The organism is Brevibacterium pityocampae, from assembly GCF_039541555.1.
GTDB classification, from domain to species: domain Bacteria; phylum Actinomycetota; class Actinomycetes; order Actinomycetales; family Brevibacteriaceae; genus Brevibacterium; species Brevibacterium pityocampae.
On record NZ_BAABGL010000004.1, the window covers coordinates 262,616 to 283,051 of the forward strand.

Below are 20,436 nucleotides of genomic sequence, written 5' to 3' on the forward strand. Positions count from 1 at the left end.
CCCTGCCGCCCGCACTGCGAGCTCGGTCACAGGACGAGGTCGTGCTGCCGGGGCGGTCATTCCCCCGATGACGTCAGCCGCACCGCGAGGTCGACGAGCTCGGTATCGCGGCCCGGGGCCATGACGAGCTGCACCGAGGCGGGGAACTCGCCGCCTCGCGCCTCGGGAGCCCCGCGCACCTCGGGGACCCCGCGCATCCCGGCGCCGCTGGCACCGGACCCACCGCCGACGAGCGGCGAACCTCCGCCGAGGAGGTCGACGGGGACGGAGATCGCCGGCCAGCCGAGCAGGTTGATGAGCTGGGTGTAGAGACGCAGCTGGTTGCGCACGTGCTGGTCGGCGTCCTCCCACGCCACGGGTTCGGTGCCGAGGGTCGGGAGGACGAGCGCGTCGAGCCCGGCGAGCTGGGCGAGCGCCGCGGTCCGGAGCGCGTCGAGCTCCTCGAACGCCGCCGCGTGGGCCTCGTCGGTGATCCGCGCGTCACCCTCGAGGTTGCGGAGGATCTGCGGCTGGAAGTCCCGCCGGCCGGCGTCGAGCGCCGCGCGGTGGATCCGGTAGGTCTCGTAGCCGCGGATGTGCGCGAAGACATCCGGCATCCGGTCGAAGGCGAACGGGGCGGGGTCGACCGGGGTGAGCGCGACCCCCGGCAGCTTCGCGAGTGCAGGTTCGGCCCGGCGGGACATCCACTCCTCCCCGCAGTCGGCGGCCTCCGTGGTGAGCAGGCCGAGGGCGAGCGGGGCTTCGGTGCGCGCGGCCTCGGTGTACGGCTCGATACCGTGCGGGGCGTCGGCACGGGGGCGCACCGTGGGCGAGTCCAGGGTGTTCGAGCCTTCGACCTGCTGGGCCTCGGTGCGCGAGGTCTCCGCGTGCGCGGTCCACTCCTGCCACAGGAGCTGCATCTCCGCCGGGGTCCGCGTGAAGAATCCGACGGTGTCGAGCGTGGTGGACAGCGGGGCGACCCCGCCCTTCGGCACCCGGCCGAGCGAGGGCTTGAATCCCGTGATCCCGGCGCAGGCCGCGGGCACGCGCACGGACCCGGCGGTGTCGGTGCCGATCGCCACGGGCACGATCCCGGCGGCCACCGCGATCGCCGAGCCGTAGCTCGACCCGCCGGTGAGGAAACCCGGTCGCAGCGGATTCACGCCGCGACCGTGGGCACTCTCCTCGCCGAGGATCCCGTAGGAGTGCTCGTGGCACGTCGTCTTCGCCACCGGCACCAGGCCCATCTCCTCGAACCGGAGGACCACCTCGGCCGAGGCGCCCGCCGGCTCCTCGGGCCGCACGGTCGATCCCATGGTCGTGGTGACCCCCGCGAGGTCGATGACGTCCTTGATGACGAACGGCACCCCGTCGAGCCGGGAGCGCGGGGTCCCGCCGGCGCGCCGGGAGTCGACCTCCCGCGCGGCGGTCCGCGCGTGCTCGGCGACGCGCTCCGTCTGAGTCGCGGGCACGTGCGGTGGGGCGACGACGGCGTTGAGGCGTCGACCCTCCGTGTGGCAGGCCTGCAGCGCGGCCTCCACGCTCGGCTCGGCTGAAGCGGTGCGGTCTCCGAGAGCGGCAGCCAGCGCGACGAGATCGACGAGCGAGTCAGGCGCAGTGTGGGAAGCAGCGTCGGTGCGGGAGGCGGGGTCGACGTGAGATGCGGGGTCCGTGTGAGGCGCAGGGTCCATGGCTCCGTTCTACCCCCCATCCGCCGCACGGGGACAGGGGTCATCGGACCGCGCCCTCACCGATCGCGGCCCCACCGACCGCAACCTGACCTACCGAGCCCCAGCGCACCCGGGCCGGGCACCCGCCGCCGCCCGCTGCGGCGGACCCGCGCTCCTCCGGCTCCCGGCCCGGCCGGGCGCAGACGCGCCCGAGGCGACACGGGCCTGGCATCCGACACGAGCCCGACATCCGACACGGAGCTGACGCATGACGGCGGCCTGACACGCGATGCCGGCGCCTCCCCTCGAACGGGAGGCGCCGGCGTTCGGTGCGAGCGAGCCGCGATGACGACCGTCCGCTCCGGTCGATCTGCCGGACCGGTGATCGTTCCCGGATCCGGTCGTCACCGACTGCGCGGGCTCACCGGTACGCGATGGACACCGAGCCCGAGGTGGCGTCGAGGGTGATCGGGATGACGACCTCGGCGGAGGCGGGCGCCTCGTCGATCGCGATGTCGACCCTGCCGCTCGTCGAGCGCGTGCTGAGCCGGTACCCGGTGGCTTCCGTGTCCTCGACGTCGACGATCTCCGGGACGAAGAGCTCGACGGCCCCGGTCTTGCCGTTGATGTCGATGCCCTCGGTCGGGAGGGTCCGCGTGCCGAGCCGCGCCTCGACCCCACCGGTGTCGGTGTCGACCGTGAGCTTCTTCGCGACCGACAGGTCGTCGATCTCGACGGCGCCGAACTGGGTGTCGAAATCCGCGGTGCCGACGCTGCCGGATGCCCGCACGGCGCCCGTCGAGGTCTGCAGGCGCAGCGAGTCGGCGACGACATCGGCCTCGAGGTAGCCGGAGTTCGTCTCCGCGACGATTCCGCGGTAGGTCCCGTCGATCGAGGTCCGAGCGAAGTTCGAGGTGCTCGTGACGTCGAGCTCCTGCGCCTGGGACTCGGGCACCTCGACGGTGAGGGTGACCCGGTCGTTGCCGCCGCCGAGCACCGAGTCTCCGAGCCCGGTGAGCCCGACGGTGGTGACGCCGCCGGAGACGTCGACGGAGACTGCGGGGTCCTCCGCGCTCGACCCGCGGTAGTGGAAGGACACCGAGCCGGTCTTCCCCGGCGTGGTGACGATCCGGACGCGGGCGTTGCTCGCGTCGACGACGAGCTCGGACATGGTCTCCGGCAGGTCGACGGTCTCCGAGGTCTCATAGGTGTTGACGCGCTTGGTGAAGTCGATGATCGCGCCGGTCAGCGGCAGGATGAGCGCGATGACGGCGATGGCGGCGATGATCAGGCGGATGGCGAGGCGGAGGCCGGGGTTCATGCCGGCGGGTCCGGGAGTGCTGGGGGATGACATGGCGTGTCCTTTCGGGACTGCGGTGCAGAAGATCGATGCGGGGGCGGAGCCGCGGGTCGGTGGCGAGGTCGCGCGGTGCGGGCCGGACGCGGAGTCGAACGGGCCGGTGGTCAGGCTTTCGGGCTGTCAGGCGCGGAGGAAGCGGAGCACAGCGAGCACGCGCCGGTTCTCCGAGGTGTCGGCGGTGAGGCCGAACTTCGTGAACACCGAGCTGATGTGCTTCTCCACCGCGCCGGCGCTGAGGTACAGCGTCGAGGCGATCGCGGCGTTCGACTTTCCCTCCGCCATGAGCTGGAGGACCTACCGCTCGCGCGGCGACAGCGTCGCCAGACCGTCCTGCTTGCGGGAGCGGACGAGGATCTGGGTGACGACCTCGGGGTCGAGCACCGTGCCGCCGGAGGCGACCTCGGTGACGGCGGCGAGGAAGTCGTCGACGTCGGCCACCCGGTCCTTGAGGAGGTACCCGAACCCGCCGGTGTTCTCCGCGATGAGCTCGGCGGCGTAGCGCTCCTCCACGTACTGCGAGAGGACGAGCACACCGGTCTCCGGGTTCTGGCGGCGCAGCAGGACGGCGGCCCGGATGCCCTCATCGGTGAAGGTGGGAGGCATCCGCACGTCGACCACGGCGAGGTCGGGGCGGTCGGTGTTGACGGCGGCGAGCAGCCCGTTGGCATCGGACACCGCACTCGTCACCTCGTGGCCGAACTCGGTGAGCAGGCGGACGATTCCTTCGCGCAGGAGGACGGAGTCCTCGGCGATCACGATGCGCATGGTACCTCCGCAACGATGGTCGTGGGTCCGCCTGCCGGGCTGGTGAGGCTGAGCGTGCCGCGGGCGGAGGTCACCCGGTCGGCGAGCCCGGCGAGGCCGGTGCGGCTGCCGTCGCGATTCACCTGCGCTCCTCCCCGTCCGTCGTCGGTGACGCTGATCTGCATCGATCGTCCGTCACCCACGATACCCACCCGGGCGCGGCTCGCACCGGAGTGCTTGGCGATGTTCGTCAGCGATTCGGCGACGACGAAGTAGGCGACGGACTCCGCCTCGGTGCCCGGTCGGCGCGGCAGGTCGATGTGGACGTCGACGAGGATCACCGAGCGGGCGGCGAGCGCGGAGATCGCCGGGTCGAGGCCGCGGTCGGTGAGCACCGCGGGGTGGATGCCGCGGGCGAGCTGGCGCAGCTCGGTGATCGCGACCTTGCTCTCCGCGTGCGCCTCGGTGAGGAGCTGGCGGGCGTCGTCGGGGTGGGAGTCGAACTTCGACTTCGCCATCCCGAGCTTCATCGACATCGCGACGAGCATGGGCTGCACGCCGTCGTGGAGGTCCCGCTCGATCCGCAGCCGTTCGGCGGTGGCGGCATCGACGGCGCCCACGCGGGCCCGGTCGAGGGTGTGGACCTCGGCGCGGAGTGCGGCGGCCTGGGTGGCCGGGAGCAGTCCGCGGTCGAGTGCCCGGTCGAGGTAGGGCGCGAACCACAGGAGGGTGAGGGCGACGAGGATGCCGGTCACGCCGAGTGCCCCGTTGAGCAGCCGGAAGCCGGCCGCCGCCGGGTCGCCGATCGTGAACACCTCCGCCGAGGCGGGGGTGATGGCGCCGGCGAGCAGCACGAGTCCGAGGCCGGCGCCGACGATCGCAAGCGTGAAGGCGAAGAGCCCGTAGAGGGCTTTGACGATGTGGTGTGCGGTCGAGCGCCAGAACGCGCTCGAGCGCAGGATCAGCCACTGGGTCTCGAGGAAGCCGGCGAATCCGGTGCGCCGGGAGACTGGTGGGGTCGGTGCGGGGATCCCGTCGGCGTACACCGCCTCTGCGCGGAGGCGCTCGACGTGGTTGATCCCGCGCTGGAGCAGGAACCACAGGAACAGGCAGATGATGCCGGCCCCGGCGGCGAAGATCCCGCCGATGCCGACGAAGAGGATCGAGATCGGCAGCCACAGCCACATCACACCGATGACGGCGGAGACGATGACGTTGGCGGCGCCGAGGAATCCGGGAGGGGCGGGGTTCCAGGAACGCTCCGCCGGCTCGGGGGCACCGGTGGCGGTGGATGCGGTGGCGGTCGACGCAGCGGTGGCGACGGTGGCGGGTTCCCCGGGTGCCGAGGCCCCGGCCCCGGGGCCCGTCCCGAGGTGCGTGGTGCGCGGGAGGTCCGCGGGCCGGGCCGGGGCCGGGGCGGGCGCCTCGAGCGTGGCGGTCGGGGCCGAGGCACCGGCCGGGTATTCGCGGGTCGAGTACTCGCCGGCTGCGTGTTCGCTGGTCGCGTTCTCGCGGGTCGAGGCACCGGCCGGGTACTCGCGGGTCGGGGCGGGTGAGGGGATCGGCCGGGTGGCGGGCACCTCGGCGGCGGGCGCCTCGGGACCGGGCAGCTCGGGGGCGGCGTCGTGGGCGGCCGGCCGGGGATCGGCGGACGGGTGGACGGGCGGTGCGTCGGGCCGCGGGGGCGGGGATTTCTCATTCATGCTGTCACCGTACGGATTCCGGGCATGCGCCCACTATGCGGTGGACCGTCCACCCGGCTTCGGGTTTTCCCGACCCGGGGCAGGGGGACGGGCGGACGCCGCGTCCGGCCGGGCCCGCCTCGCTGCGTCTCATGCCCTCCATCCGGCCATTGTCTCCCACCGGCGGATCGGTGAGGATGGCCTGAGTGTGACCGCCGTCATCCGAGAGGACCCCCATGCGCCTGTCGTCCCGTCCCTGGCTCCCCGCCGCCTCACGCGAGCGGATCTCCGCCGTCACCGCGCACACCTTCGCCGACACCGCCGCCCCGGGGAGCATCACCGCCGCGATCGAGGCGCTCGCACGGGACAGCGAGCGCTACTACTCCGAGCAGGCGCTCAACCTCAACCCCGCCTCGAACGTCATGAACCCCCGGGCCGAGGCGCTGCTCGCCGCCGGCATGGGGCCACGCACCTCGCTGGGCTACCCGGGGGCGAAGATCGAGACCGGGCTGCGGGAGCTCGAGGCGATCGAGGTCATCACCGCCGAGCTCGCCGGCCGCGTGTTCGGCGCCGACTACGCCGAGGTGCGGGTGATGTCCGGGGCGATGGCCAACCTCTACTCCTTCATGGCGACGTGCCGGCCCGGGGACTCGATCATCGCCTCGCCGGCGACGATCGGCGGGCACGTCACCCACCACCGCGACGGCGCGGCCGGTCTCTACGGGATCACCACGCTCGAGGCGCCCGTCGACGCCGCGCGCTACTCGGTCGACGTCGATGCGCTCGCCGCGCTCGCCCGGGAGGTCCGGCCGGCGCTCATCACGCTCGGCGGCTCCCTCAACCTGTTCGAGCACCCGGTGGCCCGGGTGCGCGAGATCGCCGACGAGGTGGGCGCGCGGGTGCTGTTCGACGCAGCCCACGTGTCCGGGATGATCGCCGGCGGGGTGTGGGCGAACCCGCTCGCCAAGGGCGCCCACCTCATGACGATGAGCACCTACAAGAGCCTCGCCGGCCCGGTCCACGGCCTCGTCCTGACGAACGAGGCGGAGCTCGCCGAACGCGTCGAGGCGATCGCGTTCCCCGGCCTCACCGCGAACTTCGATGTCGGCGCGGTCGCCGCTCTCGGGGTGACGCTCGCGGACTGGACGGCGTGCGGGGCCGACTACGCGCGGACCATGCGGGAGACCGCCGGCGTCCTCGCCGAGGAGCTCGCCGCCCGGGGCATCGCGCCGTTCAGGGGTGCGGACGGCTTCACCGATTCGCACCAGTTCGCGCTCCTCGCCGCACCGTTCGGTGGCGGCTCCGTCATGGCCGCCGCGCTCGAACGGGCGAACCTGCTCGCCTACGGGATCGGCCTGCCCGGGCCGGAGGTCGCCGGCGACACGAACGGCCTGCGGATCGGCACCCCGGAGCTCGCTCGCCGCGGGCTCACCGTCGCCGACATGCCGCAGCTCGCGGACTTCATCGCGCGCGCACTCACGGCCGGCGAGTCGGGACTCGCCGGCCGTGGATCCGGTGCGGATGGCGCCGGTGACCCGGCCTCCGCGCTCGCCGCCGAGGTGGCGGCATGGCGGGCCGGGTTCACCGGGGTCCGGTTCACCGCCGGCTGAGGGGCTGCGAGGAGGTGGCGGGTGCCGTTGACCCGGTAGGAGCCGTTGACCCGGTAGGAGCGGTTGACCCGGTGGGAGCCGTCACGGCGACCAGGGCAGGGGTGCCGGCGGGCGTCTCGGGCCCGGTGACCGATCCGGCGAGCGCCTCGGGCCCGGTGACCGATCCGGCGAGCGCCGGAGCCGGGGTGCGGAACTGGTCGGCGGCGCGGCCCTGATCGGGGCTGTTGGACTGATCGGTGCGGCCGGGCAGGTTGGTGCGGCCGGTCCGGTCCCAGCGGGGCAGTCGCCACAGGGCGATGGCGGTGAACACGACCGTGGTGGCGACCGCCACGGCGACCCCGATCGCCTGGATCTCCGTGACGTTCATGTCGACGAGGCCGAAGGCTGCGAGGACGAAGATCAGCGTGTTGTTGACGACGTGGAGCCCGATCGCGAGCTCGAGCCCGCCGGACCGGTGGGTGAGCACACCCATCGCGACGGCGAAGACCGTGATGTCGATGAGGCCGATCCAGTTGTAGTCGTGGGCGATGACGAAGAACGGCACCGGCGCGAGGTACGCCCAGGCGGGGTGGCGCAGCCAGCCGCCGATGACCTGCGGCAGCACACCGCGGAACGCGAGTTCCTCCGCGGCGGCCTGGAAGGGCACGAACAGCAGGGCGATGAGCAGCGCGACGAGCGTGCGCTCGTCGATCACCGGGTGCGGGATCGGTTCGCCCAGGCCCAGCAGCGAGGACACGAGCATCGAGGCGCCGATGAGCACGAGCGACAGGATCATCGACCGGCCGAGCAGGCCCCACCGCATCCGGCCGGTGACGGACAGCAGCGAGCCGACCGGGCGACCGCCGCCCAACCGGACGCCGATGAGGCAGGCGGGGATGAGGACGATGAGGGTCAGCAGGGAGTAGAGCTGGACGATCGGAGCGCCCATGTCCGTCTCCCCTGCGGTGAAGGTCTCGATGATCGGGGTGCCGCCGGGCAGGAGCGCGGCGATGCCGAAACCGACGGTGACGAGGACGAGGAGGACGAGGTAGGTCGCGCCGGTGGCGAGCAGGGTGAGCAGCGGGCGCCACCACCGGTGGGAACCGTGCGCGCGGCCGAGCAGGTGGAACGGGACGGGCGCGGCGGACGCAGCGGCGGCGGTGCCGGGCGCCGGGGTTGCCGCGGTTGAGCCGGGTGCCGCGGCGGGCTCGGCGCCGGCCGCGGGTCGGGCCGCCGAGGATCGGGCGGCGGGGGTGGTCAGGGATGCGGAGGATGCGATGTATTCGTTCATGTCTTCAGTCTTCGCGCCTCGTCACGCCCGCGGTATCGGTCAGCGGGGTGAACGCGCGCGGCGAAGGGATGATGTCGGATCATCCCTTCGGACGACAGCGGCCGGGCCCGGGCGCGCCCTAGGATCGAGGGGATGACGACTCTGCCCGCTCCGAACCCCTGGACCCGCCGTGCGGTGGTCGCGACGATCATGGTCGCCGGCGTGCTCCTCGGCCTGGGCCTGCTCCTCTTCACCGTCTGGACGTACATCGACCCGGTGGCGGCGGGAGTGGAGCCGATCCCCCAGGAGCGGGCCTACGCGCTGTTCCTGGTCCAGGTCGTGACCGGGGTCGCGGGGATCGTCCTCACCCCGTTCGCCCTCCGCCACTCCGCGGCGGAGGCCGACCCGCTCGGCACCGCGAGCGGGCCGCGGTCGGCGCTGATCTGCGGCCTCCTCGTCATCGCACTCGGGATGTTCTCCCCGCTCGGAGTGCCGCTCGCGGTGGTCGTCCTCGTCTCCCACTGCTCCCGCCGGTCCATCGCCTGGCCGGTGGCGGCCGTCGTGACGTATGTCGTGGGCGCCTTCGTCGCCGAGCTCCTCGGCGTCGACGGGGATCCGGGTTTCGCCTGGGGGTACCTCGCGCTCAGCCTCGTCATCCCGGTGATCGCCCTGCTCATCGGGATGATCCGCAGGCGACGTCGCGAGAACCGGCAGCGTGTTCTCGCGCAGGCCCGGATGACCGAGGCCGAATCCGCCGCGCGGGAGGACCGCGCCCGGATCGCCGAGCGCACGCGGATCGCCCGCGACATGCACGATTCCCTGTCCCACCGCCTCAGCCTCATCGCGATGCACGCCGGCGCGCTCGAGTACCGGGCGGAGACCGACCCGGAGGACGTCCGGGAGAGCGCGGCCACGATCCGCGAATCCGCCCACGCCGCCGCGGCCGACCTGCGCGCCGTGCTCTCGGTGCTCCGCGAGGAGCAGGAGAACACCGCGCCGCGCCTCGACCTCGAGGAGCTCGCCGCCGAGGCGCGCCGGGCCGGCACCCCGGTCGACATCACGTGGGAGGCGCCGCTGTCACCGGCCGACCACTCCCGGGCGCCGACGCTCATCGCCCACACGCTGTACCGGATCGTCCAGGAGGGGCTGACGAATGCGCGGAAGCACGCGCCCGGCGCGCCGGTCCGGGTGACGGTCAGCCCGGCCCGCCGCGCGGTGGTGCTCCGGGTGAGCAACCCCGGGCCGGCCGATCCTGCCGTCGGGATGCCGCCGGGAGGGACCGAGGCGCGCGTGCCGGGGTCCGGCCTCGGGCTCGTCGGGCTCGACGAGCGGGTCAGGCTCGTGGGCGGCACCCTCGAGGTGCGGCCGGCGGGCCCGGGACACGACGAGCACATCATCACGGCGACCCTGCCGTGGGAGACGGGAGACCGACGAGCATGACCGCACCGCACGCCCAGAACCCCGCACCCGAACGGATCCGCGTCGTCATCGTCGACGACGAACCGCTCATGCGCACCGGCCTGCGCCTCATCCTCGGCGGGGCTCCCGATATCGAGGTCGCCGGCGAGGCGGGCAACGGCGAGGAGGCGCTCGCCGGGATGCCCGGGTGGGCGCCCGGCGTCGTCCTCATGGACATCCGGATGCCGGTCCTCGACGGGATCGGCGCGACCCGGGCGATCGTGGAGGGTGCCTCGGACCCGGCCCGCGCACCCCGGGTGCTCGTGCTCACCGCCTTCGACACCGACGGCTTCATCCTCGAGGCGCTCCGCGCCGGGGCGGTCGGTTTCCTCCTCAAGGACACTCCGCCCGCCGAGCTCGTCGGTGCCGTGCGCTCGGCGGCCGCGGGGACGAACGCGATGAACCCGAGCGTGGTGCGGCGTCTCGTCGACCTCGCCGGCGCCTCGGCCCCGGCCGCGGAACCGCCGGCCGACCCGCTCGCCGGGCTCAGCGCGCGCGAGCGTGAGATCGCCGAGTGCGTGGCGGCGGGGATGACGAACGGGGAGATCGCCGCACAGCTCTTCGTGTCGCTGCCGACGGTGAAGACCCATGTGGCGCGGGTGTTCGACAAGCTCGGGGTGACCAACCGGGTGCAGCTCGCGATCCTCGTCCTCGAAGCGCGGTGAGGAGCGCCGGCGTGTGCTCGCGGTTCCGGGAGCGCACAGTGGCACCGGGAGTGCACGATGTTTCCAGGAGTACACGGTGGCTCCAGGAGTGCACGATGGCACCGGCCGGATGTGGACTCCCCGTGAGATCCCCGGCGCACCGGGTCGGCCGTGGCTCTGTGAGCGGGTGCGGTTTGTAGAGTGGTCGGCATGACGGAACAGGTGTCGACGAACGGGCCGAGCCCCCTGCGGTCGCGCACCCGGACCCTGACCCTGTGGTGGATCGCCGCCGCCGGCGGACTCACCCTGTCGGTGGTGTTCCACATGACGCAGGCCTTCACCCCCGGGACCGTGAGCATGCTCGGCGGGCCGGAGATCAGCTCCGTCTACGACCAGCCCTCGATCGTCATGTTCTCCGTCGACCTGTGCCTCGGGGTGCTCGCGCTCGCGCTCCTGCCGGCCGCTCTCACCCACGACCCGATGGAGGTCGAGGAGTCCTACGTCGGTCCGCCCTCGGCGCTCGTCGCCGGGCTCGTCGTGCTCACCGTCTGGATGGTGTCCGTCATGGCCGCGCCCGCCGGGGCGATCGTGCTCATCTCGATCTCCTCCCGGCTGTCGGCCAATTGGACGGTGCCGGCGGTGTTCGCCTCGCTGCTGTCGATCGTCGTGTACGAGCTCACGATGTCGACCGACCTCGGCATCGACTGGGTGGTCATCGCGATGGCGATGGGCGTGACGCTCGCACTCGTGGGCGTCGGCGCCCTGCGCGGCACCCTGATCCGTCGCCAGGCGCGCGCCGCCGGCGGGTGACCGCCGGGCGAAGTGTGGTGGTTCCGGCGGAGAGTAGGACGAACAATGCCACCACTCTCCGTCGTAAGTCCCACAGTTCGCGCGATGCCGGCGCTCGTGCCGCCTCGGCCGCGACTCGCCGCACGCCTCGGCTGGGATGCGGACCTCACTGTCCCACCGATTGATTCTCGCTGTAACATGAAACACGAATGATTGATACCCGATTGGTTCAGGTCCGTTCGGGTGGCAAAGGAGATGTTCGATGACGCACAAGCCCCGTCCGCGCCCCGATACCCCGCACTACATGACCGAGGACCGCGTCGAGCTCCAGAAGCTCGCGCGCCAGTTCGCCCGCGAGGTCGTCCTGCCGATCGCCGACGAGGTCGACCCCGAGGAGGGACAGTTCCCCGCGGAGATGGTCCAGCAGATGGCCGACATGGGCTTCTTCGGCATCCTCATCCCCGAGGAGTACGGCGGCCTGGGACTCGGCGTCTTCGAGTACTGCCTCGTCGCCGAGGAGCTGTCCCGCGCCTGGATGAGCGTCGGTGGACTGCTCGCCCGCGGCAACGGCATGGGCGGCGGCTTCTCCGAGGAGCAGGAGCAGCGGCTCCTGCCCAAGGTCGCCACCGGCGAGTACCTGGGCGCATTCGCCCTGTCCGAGGCCGAGGCCGGCTCCGACGTCGCGAACATCAAGTGCAAGGCGACCAAGGACGAGGCCACCGGCGAGTGGGTCATCAACGGCACCAAGATGTGGTGCACCTACGCCGACCAGGCCGACTACATCATCCTCTTCGCCCGCACGAGCGTCGACGAGGACCCGAGCAAGCGCCACCGCGGCATCTCCGCCTTCCTCATCGAGAAGGAGCGCGGGACGTTCCCCGAGGGCATGTCCGGCACCCCGGCGCGCAAGATCGGGTACTTCGGCTGGAAGACCTGGGACCTCAACTTCGACAACTTCCGCCTGCCCGCCGATGCGCTGCTCGGCGAGGAGGGCAAGGGCTTCTACCAGGCCGTGTCCGGGCTCGAGGTGGGCCGCGCCCACACCGCCGCCCGCTCGATCGGGCTGGCCCAGGCCGCGCTCGAGGACTCCATCGACTACATGCACCAGCGCACCCAGTTCAACCACAAGCTCGCCGACTTCCAGCACCTGCGATTCAAGGTCGCGGACATGGCCGCGCAGATCGAGGCGTCCCGCCAGCTCATGTACCACGTGTGCACCCAGATCGACACCGGCCGCCGGTGCTCGAAGGAGGCCGCGATGGTCAAGTACCTCGCCGCGGAGATGTCGGAGAAGGTGACGAGCGAGGCCGTGCAGATCCACGGCGGAGCCGGCTACACCAAGGACTTCGCCGTCGAACGGCACTGGCGCGACGCCCGCCTGACGAAGATCTTCGAGGGCTCCTCGGAGATCCAGATGCGCATCATCTCCGACGAGCTGCTGGGCCGCTGAGGCGCCGGGCCGCCGCGGCTCGACCCCACGCTCGAACCAGCGATCTCCGGCGGTTCCGCTCTCAGGAACCGCCGGAGATCGCTGTCTCAGAAGGTCACTTGACCGAGCCGCCCACTCCTGGCGCTCGGAACCGGGTCACCGCTCCGATCGGGACCAGAATTCTGCGAGATCACGGCCGAGCGCCTCGGCCTCCTGCATCGGCAGCGAGTGCGTGGCACCGGCCCACAGGGTCACCTCGGCGTCCGGCAGCAGCTCGTCGGCGCGACCGGCCGCCTTCTCCCCGCCCGCCAGGGAGTCGGTATCGCCGAACGCGGCGTACACGGGCATGGTGAGCGCACGGAGCTCGTCGTCATCGAGCACTGCCGGCATCGGGAGCGCGGAGTGATAGTGCTCGCTGCCCGCACTGATCATGCGCGCCACCGGGTCCTCGGGATCGTAGGGGACTCCCCCGATCTCACCGAGCGCACGGTTGCGCAGACCCTCGGGGATGAGTGGCAGTGATCCGACCATCGCCCAGGCGAACTTCCCCACGGGCGGGTTCGCCACGGTCATGAACGGCTCGAGCAGGGTCAGCGATGCGACATCGCCGGGATGGGACAGGGCATAGGCTGCGGCACCTGCGCCGCCGAAGGAATGCCCGACCACGTGCGCACCGTCGGGAGCGAGCTGGGCCAGTGCCTCGGAGATCCACTCCGCCTGGTCCTCGAACGAAGCGATCGGCACCCCCTGCACCGACATCCCCGCGTCCCCGATCGCGTCGAAGGCGATCACCCGGCGGTGGGCTGCGAATCCCGCGAGATTCTCCGCCCACATCGGGACTCCCGAGGACATTCCCGGGATGAGCACGACCGGGACGGTGCCCTCGGCCTCCGGGCTCGACCATTCGTAGGCGCGGACGGTCCCGAACGCCGTCGGAAGGTCGTGGACCGCGGTGGACTCGGGCAGGAATCGCATCGCCGCGTCGTACGACTCGGTGTAGTCGGCCCGGCCTTCGGCGGTCCGGAAGTGCCCGACGCCCGGGGCTCCGAAGAAGAACTCCCCGGTTGCGACGATACCGACGATCGCGAGGAGCACCGTCACGGCTCGGGCGACCCGGGATCCGCAGCCGCCGCGCCGCCGAACCTCGGTCGGCCGGGCGTCCTCCTCGGTGGTCATGGTCGCCTCGGTCATCGGCACCTCCCCTTTTACAGTACGTTCATACTGTAAACGGAGAGGAGTTGTTCCGTACAGTCGTCACATGCCCAAGATCGTCGATCACGCCGAGCGCCGCAGCGAGATCGTCGTCGCACTGTGGTCCACCATCTACGCCGAGGGGATCAGCGGCGTCTCATTCGCCGCGGTCGCCCGTCACGGCGGGATCTCGATCGGCCGGATCCAGCACTATTTCGCCACCAAGCGCGACCTCGTCCTCGCCGGCGTGCGCGCGATCGTCGCGGCGGCGGAAGAGGATTTCCGGTCGACTCCGGAGGGATCCGAAATCCCCGGGGACGAGCCCGCACGATCGTCCCGCGCAACCCCGATCGATAAAGGGGACGCGACCGATCACGCCGTCGACACGCTCCGCTCGCTCCTCACCGGGCAGATCCCCGAAACGCAGGAGGCCCGGATCGGATCAGCCGTCTGGTCCGCCTACCTCGCGGCCTCGATGGCGGATCGCGAGATCGCTGCAGTCGTCCACGATGCGCTCGGCGGCACGCGGGAGCTCATCGCACAGCTCGTCGCGCAGATCCGACCGGACCTCGCACACGCAGAGGTCGGTACCCTCGCACTCCGCCTCTCCGCCCTGCGCGACGGACTCGCGCACGAGGTGCTCCACGGCACCGCAGCGCCGGAATCCGCCCGGGCGGTGATCGAATCGGAGATCGCCGCACTCACCAGCCGGGGGTGAGGGCGAAGCTCGCACGGATGAGGCACTGCACCTCGGCGGCGTCGAGCGCATCCTCCGCGTCGCCGAGCAGCACGCTCGCCCAGCTGCCCTTGTGCATGTGATAGGCGGGGAGGACGCCGCCGCCGTCGAGCAGCGCATCGAGCTCGTCGGGGTCGACCTTGATGTTCATGACCTCGTGGACCGCGTCCCCGGCCAGTCCGAGCTTCTCCGCGGGCACGTCCATGACGAGCGCGAACCACTTGCCCGTGTCCGCGTGCCGCAGCACCGCGTAGTCCGGGTGGTGCATCCACGGGAAATCCGGTTCGATCGAGAACTCCTCGGCGACGAACGCGAGCACTGCGTCCCGGTCCATGTCATCCCCTTCCGTCGTGGAACCCGCGGCCGAGGCGCCCCGCGCCCCGCCAGCACCACGATCCCACCCCGCAGCACACCTCGCCAATCCCGTGGTCCTGCATCCTCAATGCGACCGCTTCCCACCGATGCAACTGCTTCTCCTCTGTTTCGAAGCCACTGGGCCGGAATTCGTTCGTCCATCGGAGAAACAGCTGCATCGTGCGTCCGAACGGCCGCCGTGCACCAGCATGCGGACCTGTCTCGACACCCGCCACCGGGAGTGATGGAATATGAGCACCCGCTTATGCGCAGTTGATCGAGGAGGATCAGGATGCAGGTTTTCGCCGTCCACGGCCCCGGAGAGCCCGTCAAGGAGATCGAGGTTCCCACACCGGAGCTCGCCGGGAAGGAAGTGATCGTCCACATCACCCACTCCGGCGTCTGCCACTCCGATGTCCACTGCCAGGAGGGGCACTTCGACCTCGGTTCGGCCGGCAAGCTGCCGATCGCAGCCTCCGGCGTCCAGTGGCCGGCGGTGTTCGGCCACGAGATCGTCGGCACCGTCGTCGCCGCCGGGCCCGAGGCCACCGTGCAGCCCGGTGACACGCAGTACATCGTCTTCCCGTGGATCGGCTGCGGCAAATGCCAGGCCTGCCGCGAGGACCGCGAGAACTACTGCCCGCGCGGCCGCAACCTCAGCGTCGGCCTGCGCGGCGGATTCGCGCGCGAGGTGTGGGTGCCCGACGAGCGCTACCTCATCGAGCTCGGTGACCTCGACCCGGCCTGGGGCGCGACGCTCGCCTGCTCGGGCGTGACGAGCTACTCCGCGGTGAACAAGGTGCTCCCGCGCGGCGAGGAGGATGTCGTCGCCGTGATCGGCGCCGGCGGTGTCGGCCTCATGGCCGTCGCGATCCTCAACGCCCTCGGGCACCAGAAGATCGCGGTCGTCGACGTCAGCGACGAGAACCTCGAGATCGCGAAGAAGCTCGGGGCGACGATCACCTTCAACTCGAAGGTCGAGAACCCGACCGCCGGTCTGATCGAAGCCGCCGGGGGCAAGATCGCCGCGGCGATCGACTTCGTCAACAACGGCGCCACCGCGTCGATGGCGCTCGGCGCGCTCCAGAAGGGCGGCCAGCTGGTGAGCGTCGGACTGTTCGGCGGCGAGCACACCTACCCGACGACTCTGCTCGCCCTCCAGGTGTTCACCATCCAGGGCAACTTCGTGGGCAGCCTGCCGGAGCTCAAGGCGGTCGTCGAGCTGGCGCGCACCCACGACCTGCCCCAGCTCCCGATCGTCGAGCTGCCGCTGAGCGCGGACAACATCAACGCCTCACTCGAGGACCTCGCAGCGGGCAAGTCGCGCGGTCGCACTGTGCTCGTGGCGGACTGATCGCCGAAGGCGGGCCGGCCGCACCGGAGCCGTCCGACACAGTCATGCCCCGCAGAACCGCTCGGTTCTGCGGGGCATGGCTGTGCGGGTGCGGATCAGGCGAGCTTGCCGGCGACCTCGACGACGCGCTTCGACATGTGCTCGAGGGCGTCGATGGTCGGCTGCTCGAGCTCGTTCTGATTGTCCCCACCGGTGACGTGCGAGACGCCGTAGGGGTTCCCGTCGACGAACTTGAGCTGGTCGGTGTAGCCCGGGGCGACGATGATGCCGCCGAAGTGCATGATCATCTGGTACATGTGCTGCAGGGTCGTCTCCTGCCCGCCGTGCGCGGTCTGGGACGAGGTGTAGGCCGCGTAGACCTTGTTCGCGAGCTTGCCCTGTCCCCACAGCCCACCGAGCGTGTCGATGAACGACTGGAACGAGCCGGTGACGTTGGAGTAGCGGGTGGGCGAGCCGAAGATCACGGCGTCGGCCCACACGATGTCGTCGCCGGTGGCGGCGGGCAGGTCCTTCGTCGCCTCGTAGTTGGCGCTCCAGGCCGGGTTCTCGGCGAACACCGAGGGGTCGACCTGCTCCTCGATGTGGCGGACGCGCACCTCGGCGCCGGCGGCCTGGGCGGCGCGCTCGATCTCGGCGGCCATCTTCGTGCCGTGGCCGGTGGCGGAGTAGTAGATCACTGCGAGCTTGGTCATGTGGATCCCCTGTCGATCACGGGTCGGATCTGTTGAAATCTGAACCATCTGACGTCTTCACCCTAGTCAGCGGTCTCCGGTCCCGGCCAGCATTCCGCCCGGATACCCAGCGGACGTGGATACGATGATCAGACCGGACCCGAGCAGGACCGGTCCGGAACGTGCCGCCGCCCGACATCGGTGGCGCGGACCGCCGGGTGCCGCCCCGGGCGCCGGCAGAGGAGTGATGAGAATGCGCACCGGAAGACTCGACCCCGCCGCCCGCTCCCGGGCGATCGACACCCTGGCCCGCACCTCGGCGGCGACTCCGCTCGACATCCTCGTCGTCGGCGGCGGAGTGACCGGCGCCGGCGTCGCCCTCGATGCCGCGACCCGCGGCCTGCGGGTGGGGATCGTCGACGCGGGCGACTGGGCCTCGGGCACCTCCTCGAAGTCCTCGAAGCTCGTCCACGGCGGCCTGCGCTACCTCGAGATGCTCGACTTCGCCCTCGTCGCCGAGGCGCTCCGCGAGCGCGATCTGCTCCTCACCACCCTCGCCCCGCACCTCGTGCGCCCCGTGTCCTTCGTGTTCCCGCTCGACTCGCCCGTCGCCGACCGCGCCTACATCGGCTCGGGCATGACGCTCTACGACGCGATGGCGATCCGCCCCGGGACGCGCCGCGCGATGCCGCTCCACCGCCACCTCGGCCCGCGCGGCCTGCGCAGCCGCTTCCCCGGCCTGCGCACCGAGCACGGCGGGATCGAGTACGGCGACGCGCAGGTCGACGACGCCCGCCTCACGCACACGCTGATCCGCACGGCCGTCGCCCACGGCGCGGTGGCGGCCAACCACGCCCCGGTCACCGGCTACCTCCATGCGTCGGAGAGCACGGACGGGGCTGCTGGCGGATCCGCAACCCCGAGCAACAGCGACGGCGAGAGCGGGAGCGACGGCAGTGGCACCGGCAGGGCTTCCGGCGGGGACACCGGCAGGGCTTCCGGAGCAGACAGTTCCGCGGGCCCAGCCTCCTGCACAGAGGATCCCGCGGGCCGGGGCACCGGCCGGCCCATCGTCGGGGTGCGCGCCCGCGACGAGCTCACCGCGGAGGAGTTCACGATCCACGCCCGCCACACCGTGCTCGCCACCGGCGTGTGGACCGAACGGCAGCAGCAGCTCACCGGCTCCTCCGCCGGGCTGCGGGTGCTCGCCTCCAAGGGCATCCACATCACCGTGCCGCGGGACCGCATCGCCGCCGACCCCGGCCTCGGCGTCATCACCCGCACGGAGACCTCGGTGCTCTTCATCATCCCGTGGGACGAGCTGTGGCTCATCGGCACCACCGACACCCCGTGGCGCGAGAGCGTCAGCCACCCGCTCGTCACCGCCGAGGACATCGAGCGGGTGCTCGCCAACGCCAACGCCGTGCTCAGCGAGCCGCTCGAGCGCACCGACGTCGTGGCCGCCTACGCCGGCCTGCGCCCGCTCGTGCAGCCGCCGGCGGATTCCGACGACAGCACCCGGGTGTCGCGCGAGCACGCGATCGAGGAGGTCGCGCCGGGCGCCTCGGCGATCGTCGGCGGGAAGCTCACGACCTACCGGGTGATGGCGGAGGACGCGGTGGACTTCGCGCTCCGCGCCCGCCGCCCGCACCCGCGCAGCCGAACCGAATCCGTGCCGCTGCTCGGCGCGGACATCACGGAGATCACCGGCCCGCGCCGGGAGCGGCTCCGCGCCGCCCACGGCTGGGACGACGCGCGCCTCGGCCGGCTGCTCCGCCGCTACGGCTCGCTGCTCGGCGAGCTGCTCGACCTCATCGACGAGCGCCCCGAGCTCGCGGAGCCGCTGCCGGGAGCGCGGGAGCACCTTGCGGTCGAGGCGGTCTATGCGGTGCGAGCCGAAGGCGCTGTGCACCTCGCCGACGTGCTCCACCGACGGCTGCGCTGCGACCTCGCGTGCGCCGATCGGGGCGTGGAGGCGGCTCGGGCTACCGTCGCTCTCATCGCCCCGGACCTGGGCTGGGATGCCGAGGCGACCGCCGCCGAGCTCCGGGAGTTCACCGCGGAGGTTGCCGCCCAACGTGCGGCGGAGCGCACGCGGACCGACGCCGAGGCGGTCGCGGAGTACGCCGCCCGGAGCCGGGTGTGAGCACGGATACGGGTGCAGGAGAACAGATGACTGCGACGGGCAGCAGGGAGACCCGCCGGGTGGTCGACTGGCTCCTGCCGATCGACCCGGCCGCACATGCGGAGCATCTGCCTGCGGACTGGCGCACGCGCCGGGACGCGAGCGCGGTGTGGGAGGCGATCGGGCGATCCCAGCCCATCGGGCGATGGTGCCTGCGCAGCGGGTACCGGACCATGCGTTCGGGTGATCGGATCTGGGCCTACCTGTCGCGCCGCCAGGAGGTGTGCGCGGTCGGCGCGGTGAGGGAGGTCGTGGAGGACACGGAGTGGTTCGTCCTCATCGACTGGGACGAGCCCCGCACCGCGAAGCTGTGCCGCGACCCGCTGCCGCGTGCGGTCTTCGGGCAGGTGCCGATGTCGACGTGCCGAGCCGGGGTGCGTGCCGCCTCGGCGCTGGCGGAGCGCTTCGCCGCGCTCGGGTGAGGCCCGGGTCCGGCCTCTGCTGAGGCTCGTGGCGGAGGCTCGGGTCAGGAGTCGCCGCTCGTGCAGATGCAGGCGCGGTTGCCCTGCTTGTCCTCGAGGACGGTGAAGCTCGGGGCGTGGCTGGTGTCGACGACGGTGCCGCCGGCCTTGACCGCCCGCTCGACCCGGGCCTGCGCCTGGTCGTCGGGCACCCACACGTCGAGGTGGAAGCGCTGCCGAGGGGTCTCGTGCTGCTCGGTGAGCTGGAACCACAGGGGCGGCACCTGGCCGGTGTTCTCCGTGACCGTTCCGCCGTAGGACGAGAAGAACTCCGCGGAGCCCTGCACGCGTCCGATGTCGCCGTCGAGCACGGCGGCCCAGAACGGTGCGATGGATTCTGCGCGCACGCTGTCGAGGGCGATCTCGATCTCGGTGAGCCGCTCCGGTGCGGCGCTCACGCCGAGCCGGGCGGCGATCCCGCTGATCGTCTCCGCCATGTCGAGGTCGCGCTGGGTGACCCCGCCGGCGCTGTGGCTCACGAGGGCGAGGTCGACGTGGAGGTACCGGAGGTCGATGTCCGGGTGGTGGTCGGCGGTCTCCGCCGCCTCGGCCACGGCGTCGACGAAGCGGATGCCGGTGGCGAAGTCCCCGGTGAGGAACCGCGCGCGGACGATCCGGTTCATCAGGCGCCACTGAGCGGGGAGGTTCGCGCGGATGACATCGCCGGTGAGGATCTTCATGGACCGATTATCCCGTGTCCGCGCGCCCGTGTCAGCCCCCGATCCCCCACCCGAGACCTCAAAATGCGAAGGTTCCTGGGAACCGATCCGCGATGTATCGCAAGGTCACTGGCGCTCCTCGTCACAGGCGCACCGCGTCACAGGCGCTCCGCGTCGAACTGCGCGGTATCCCGATCCAGGCGCGCAATGA

At 71.7% G+C, this 20,436-nt stretch carries 17 protein-coding genes and 1 pseudogene; 9 read left to right on the top strand and 9 right to left on the bottom strand.

Annotation, left to right across the window (positions count from 1 at the left end; all coding sequences use genetic code 11):
• Positions 1–56: 56 nt before the first annotated feature.
• From ABD883_RS05380 to ABD883_RS05395, 4 genes and pseudogenes are all read right to left on the bottom strand, one after another.
• The gene (locus tag ABD883_RS05380) at positions 57–1,670 is read right to left on the bottom strand and encodes an amidase (RefSeq protein WP_295690591.1); all 1,614 of its coding nucleotides are present in this window, start codon (positions 1,668–1,670) and stop codon (positions 57–59) included.
• Between the two features lie 400 nt (positions 1,671–2,070).
• A complete protein-coding gene (locus tag ABD883_RS05385; RefSeq protein ID WP_295690589.1) occupies positions 2,071–3,003 on the bottom strand; it encodes a DUF4097 family beta strand repeat-containing protein in 933 nt (310 codons plus the stop codon).
• A gap of 126 nt (positions 3,004–3,129) precedes the next feature.
• Positions 3,130–3,774 (bottom strand): annotated as a pseudogene (locus ABD883_RS05390) (response regulator transcription factor).
• Complete coding sequence (locus ABD883_RS05395) at positions 3,762–5,456, bottom strand: sensor histidine kinase (RefSeq protein ID WP_345030522.1); 1,695 nt, start codon at positions 5,454–5,456, stop codon at positions 3,762–3,764. The pseudogene ABD883_RS05390 and the gene ABD883_RS05395 overlap by 13 nt, the downstream one beginning before the upstream one ends.
• 215 nt (positions 5,457–5,671) lie before the next feature.
• On the opposite strand from ABD883_RS05395, the gene ABD883_RS05400 reads away from it, so the two are divergent.
• Positions 5,672–7,045, top strand: coding sequence for a serine hydroxymethyltransferase (locus ABD883_RS05400; protein ID WP_295689915.1), 1,374 nt, complete (start codon positions 5,672–5,674; stop codon positions 7,043–7,045).
• Here the strand turns inward: ABD883_RS05400 and ABD883_RS05405 are convergent.
• Positions 7,032–8,315, bottom strand: coding sequence for a CPBP family glutamic-type intramembrane protease (locus ABD883_RS05405; protein WP_295689916.1), 1,284 nt, complete (start codon positions 8,313–8,315; stop codon positions 7,032–7,034). The two genes, ABD883_RS05400 and ABD883_RS05405, sit on opposite strands and share 14 nt — an antisense overlap.
• A gap of 132 nt (positions 8,316–8,447) precedes the next feature.
• Here ABD883_RS05405 and ABD883_RS05410 point away from each other — a divergent pair, with 132 nt between their 5' ends.
• The 4 genes from ABD883_RS05410 (at position 8,448) to ABD883_RS05425 (ending at position 12,635) form a co-directional block, all read left to right on the top strand.
• A complete protein-coding gene (locus tag ABD883_RS05410; protein ID WP_137318284.1) occupies positions 8,448–9,734 on the top strand; it encodes a sensor histidine kinase in 1,287 nt (428 codons plus the stop codon).
• Complete coding sequence (locus ABD883_RS05415) at positions 9,731–10,417, top strand: response regulator transcription factor (protein ID WP_345030529.1); 687 nt, start codon at positions 9,731–9,733, stop codon at positions 10,415–10,417. The genes ABD883_RS05410 and ABD883_RS05415 overlap by 4 nt, the downstream gene beginning before the upstream one ends.
• 189 nt (positions 10,418–10,606) lie before the next feature.
• Positions 10,607–11,206 carry a hypothetical protein gene (locus ABD883_RS05420; RefSeq protein ID WP_345030531.1) on the top strand — a complete coding sequence of 200 codons (600 nt, stop codon included), beginning with the start codon at positions 10,607–10,609 and terminating at the stop codon, positions 11,204–11,206.
• Between the two features lie 241 nt (positions 11,207–11,447).
• Positions 11,448–12,635 carry an acyl-CoA dehydrogenase family protein gene (locus ABD883_RS05425; protein ID WP_247618456.1) on the top strand — a complete coding sequence of 396 codons (1,188 nt, stop codon included), beginning with the start codon at positions 11,448–11,450 and terminating at the stop codon, positions 12,633–12,635.
• 135 nt (positions 12,636–12,770) lie between these two features.
• Here ABD883_RS05425 and ABD883_RS05430 read toward each other — a convergent pair whose 3' ends face one another.
• The gene (locus ABD883_RS05430) at positions 12,771–13,805 is read right to left on the bottom strand and encodes an alpha/beta fold hydrolase (protein WP_345030534.1); all 1,035 of its coding nucleotides are present in this window, start codon (positions 13,803–13,805) and stop codon (positions 12,771–12,773) included.
• 67 nt (positions 13,806–13,872) lie between these two features.
• On the opposite strand from ABD883_RS05430, the gene ABD883_RS05435 reads away from it, so the two are divergent.
• On the top strand, positions 13,873–14,523 hold the full coding sequence (locus tag ABD883_RS05435; protein WP_345030536.1) for a TetR/AcrR family transcriptional regulator: 651 nt from the start codon (positions 13,873–13,875) through the stop codon (positions 14,521–14,523).
• On the opposite strand, the gene ABD883_RS05440 is transcribed toward ABD883_RS05435, so the two are convergent.
• Positions 14,507–14,875, bottom strand: coding sequence for an MmcQ/YjbR family DNA-binding protein (locus tag ABD883_RS05440; RefSeq protein ID WP_345030538.1), 369 nt, complete (start codon positions 14,873–14,875; stop codon positions 14,507–14,509). The two genes, ABD883_RS05435 and ABD883_RS05440, sit on opposite strands and share 17 nt — an antisense overlap.
• A 312-nt stretch (positions 14,876–15,187) precedes the next feature.
• Here ABD883_RS05440 and ABD883_RS05445 point away from each other — a divergent pair, with 312 nt between their 5' ends.
• The gene (locus tag ABD883_RS05445) at positions 15,188–16,249 is read left to right on the top strand and encodes an alcohol dehydrogenase (protein WP_345030540.1); all 1,062 of its coding nucleotides are present in this window, start codon (positions 15,188–15,190) and stop codon (positions 16,247–16,249) included.
• Between the two features lie 95 nt (positions 16,250–16,344).
• Here ABD883_RS05445 and wrbA read toward each other — a convergent pair whose 3' ends face one another.
• Positions 16,345–16,941, bottom strand: a complete 597-nt coding sequence (wrbA, locus tag ABD883_RS05450; protein WP_137318290.1) for an NAD(P)H:quinone oxidoreductase — start codon at positions 16,939–16,941, stop codon at positions 16,345–16,347.
• Between the two features lie 232 nt (positions 16,942–17,173).
• Here wrbA and ABD883_RS05455 point away from each other — a divergent pair, with 232 nt between their 5' ends.
• Positions 17,174–19,066 carry a glycerol-3-phosphate dehydrogenase/oxidase gene (locus tag ABD883_RS05455; protein WP_345030542.1) on the top strand — a complete coding sequence of 631 codons (1,893 nt, stop codon included), beginning with the start codon at positions 17,174–17,176 and terminating at the stop codon, positions 19,064–19,066.
• 26 nt (positions 19,067–19,092) lie between these two features.
• Positions 19,093–19,527 (top strand): hypothetical protein, encoded by a 435-nt coding sequence (locus ABD883_RS05460; RefSeq protein ID WP_265808958.1) that lies wholly within the window; start codon positions 19,093–19,095, stop codon positions 19,525–19,527.
• 44 nt (positions 19,528–19,571) lie between these two features.
• On the opposite strand, the gene ABD883_RS05465 is transcribed toward ABD883_RS05460, so the two are convergent.
• Positions 19,572–20,246, bottom strand: coding sequence for a 4a-hydroxytetrahydrobiopterin dehydratase (locus tag ABD883_RS05465; RefSeq protein ID WP_345030546.1), 675 nt, complete (start codon positions 20,244–20,246; stop codon positions 19,572–19,574).
• Positions 20,247–20,436 lie beyond the last annotated feature (190 nt).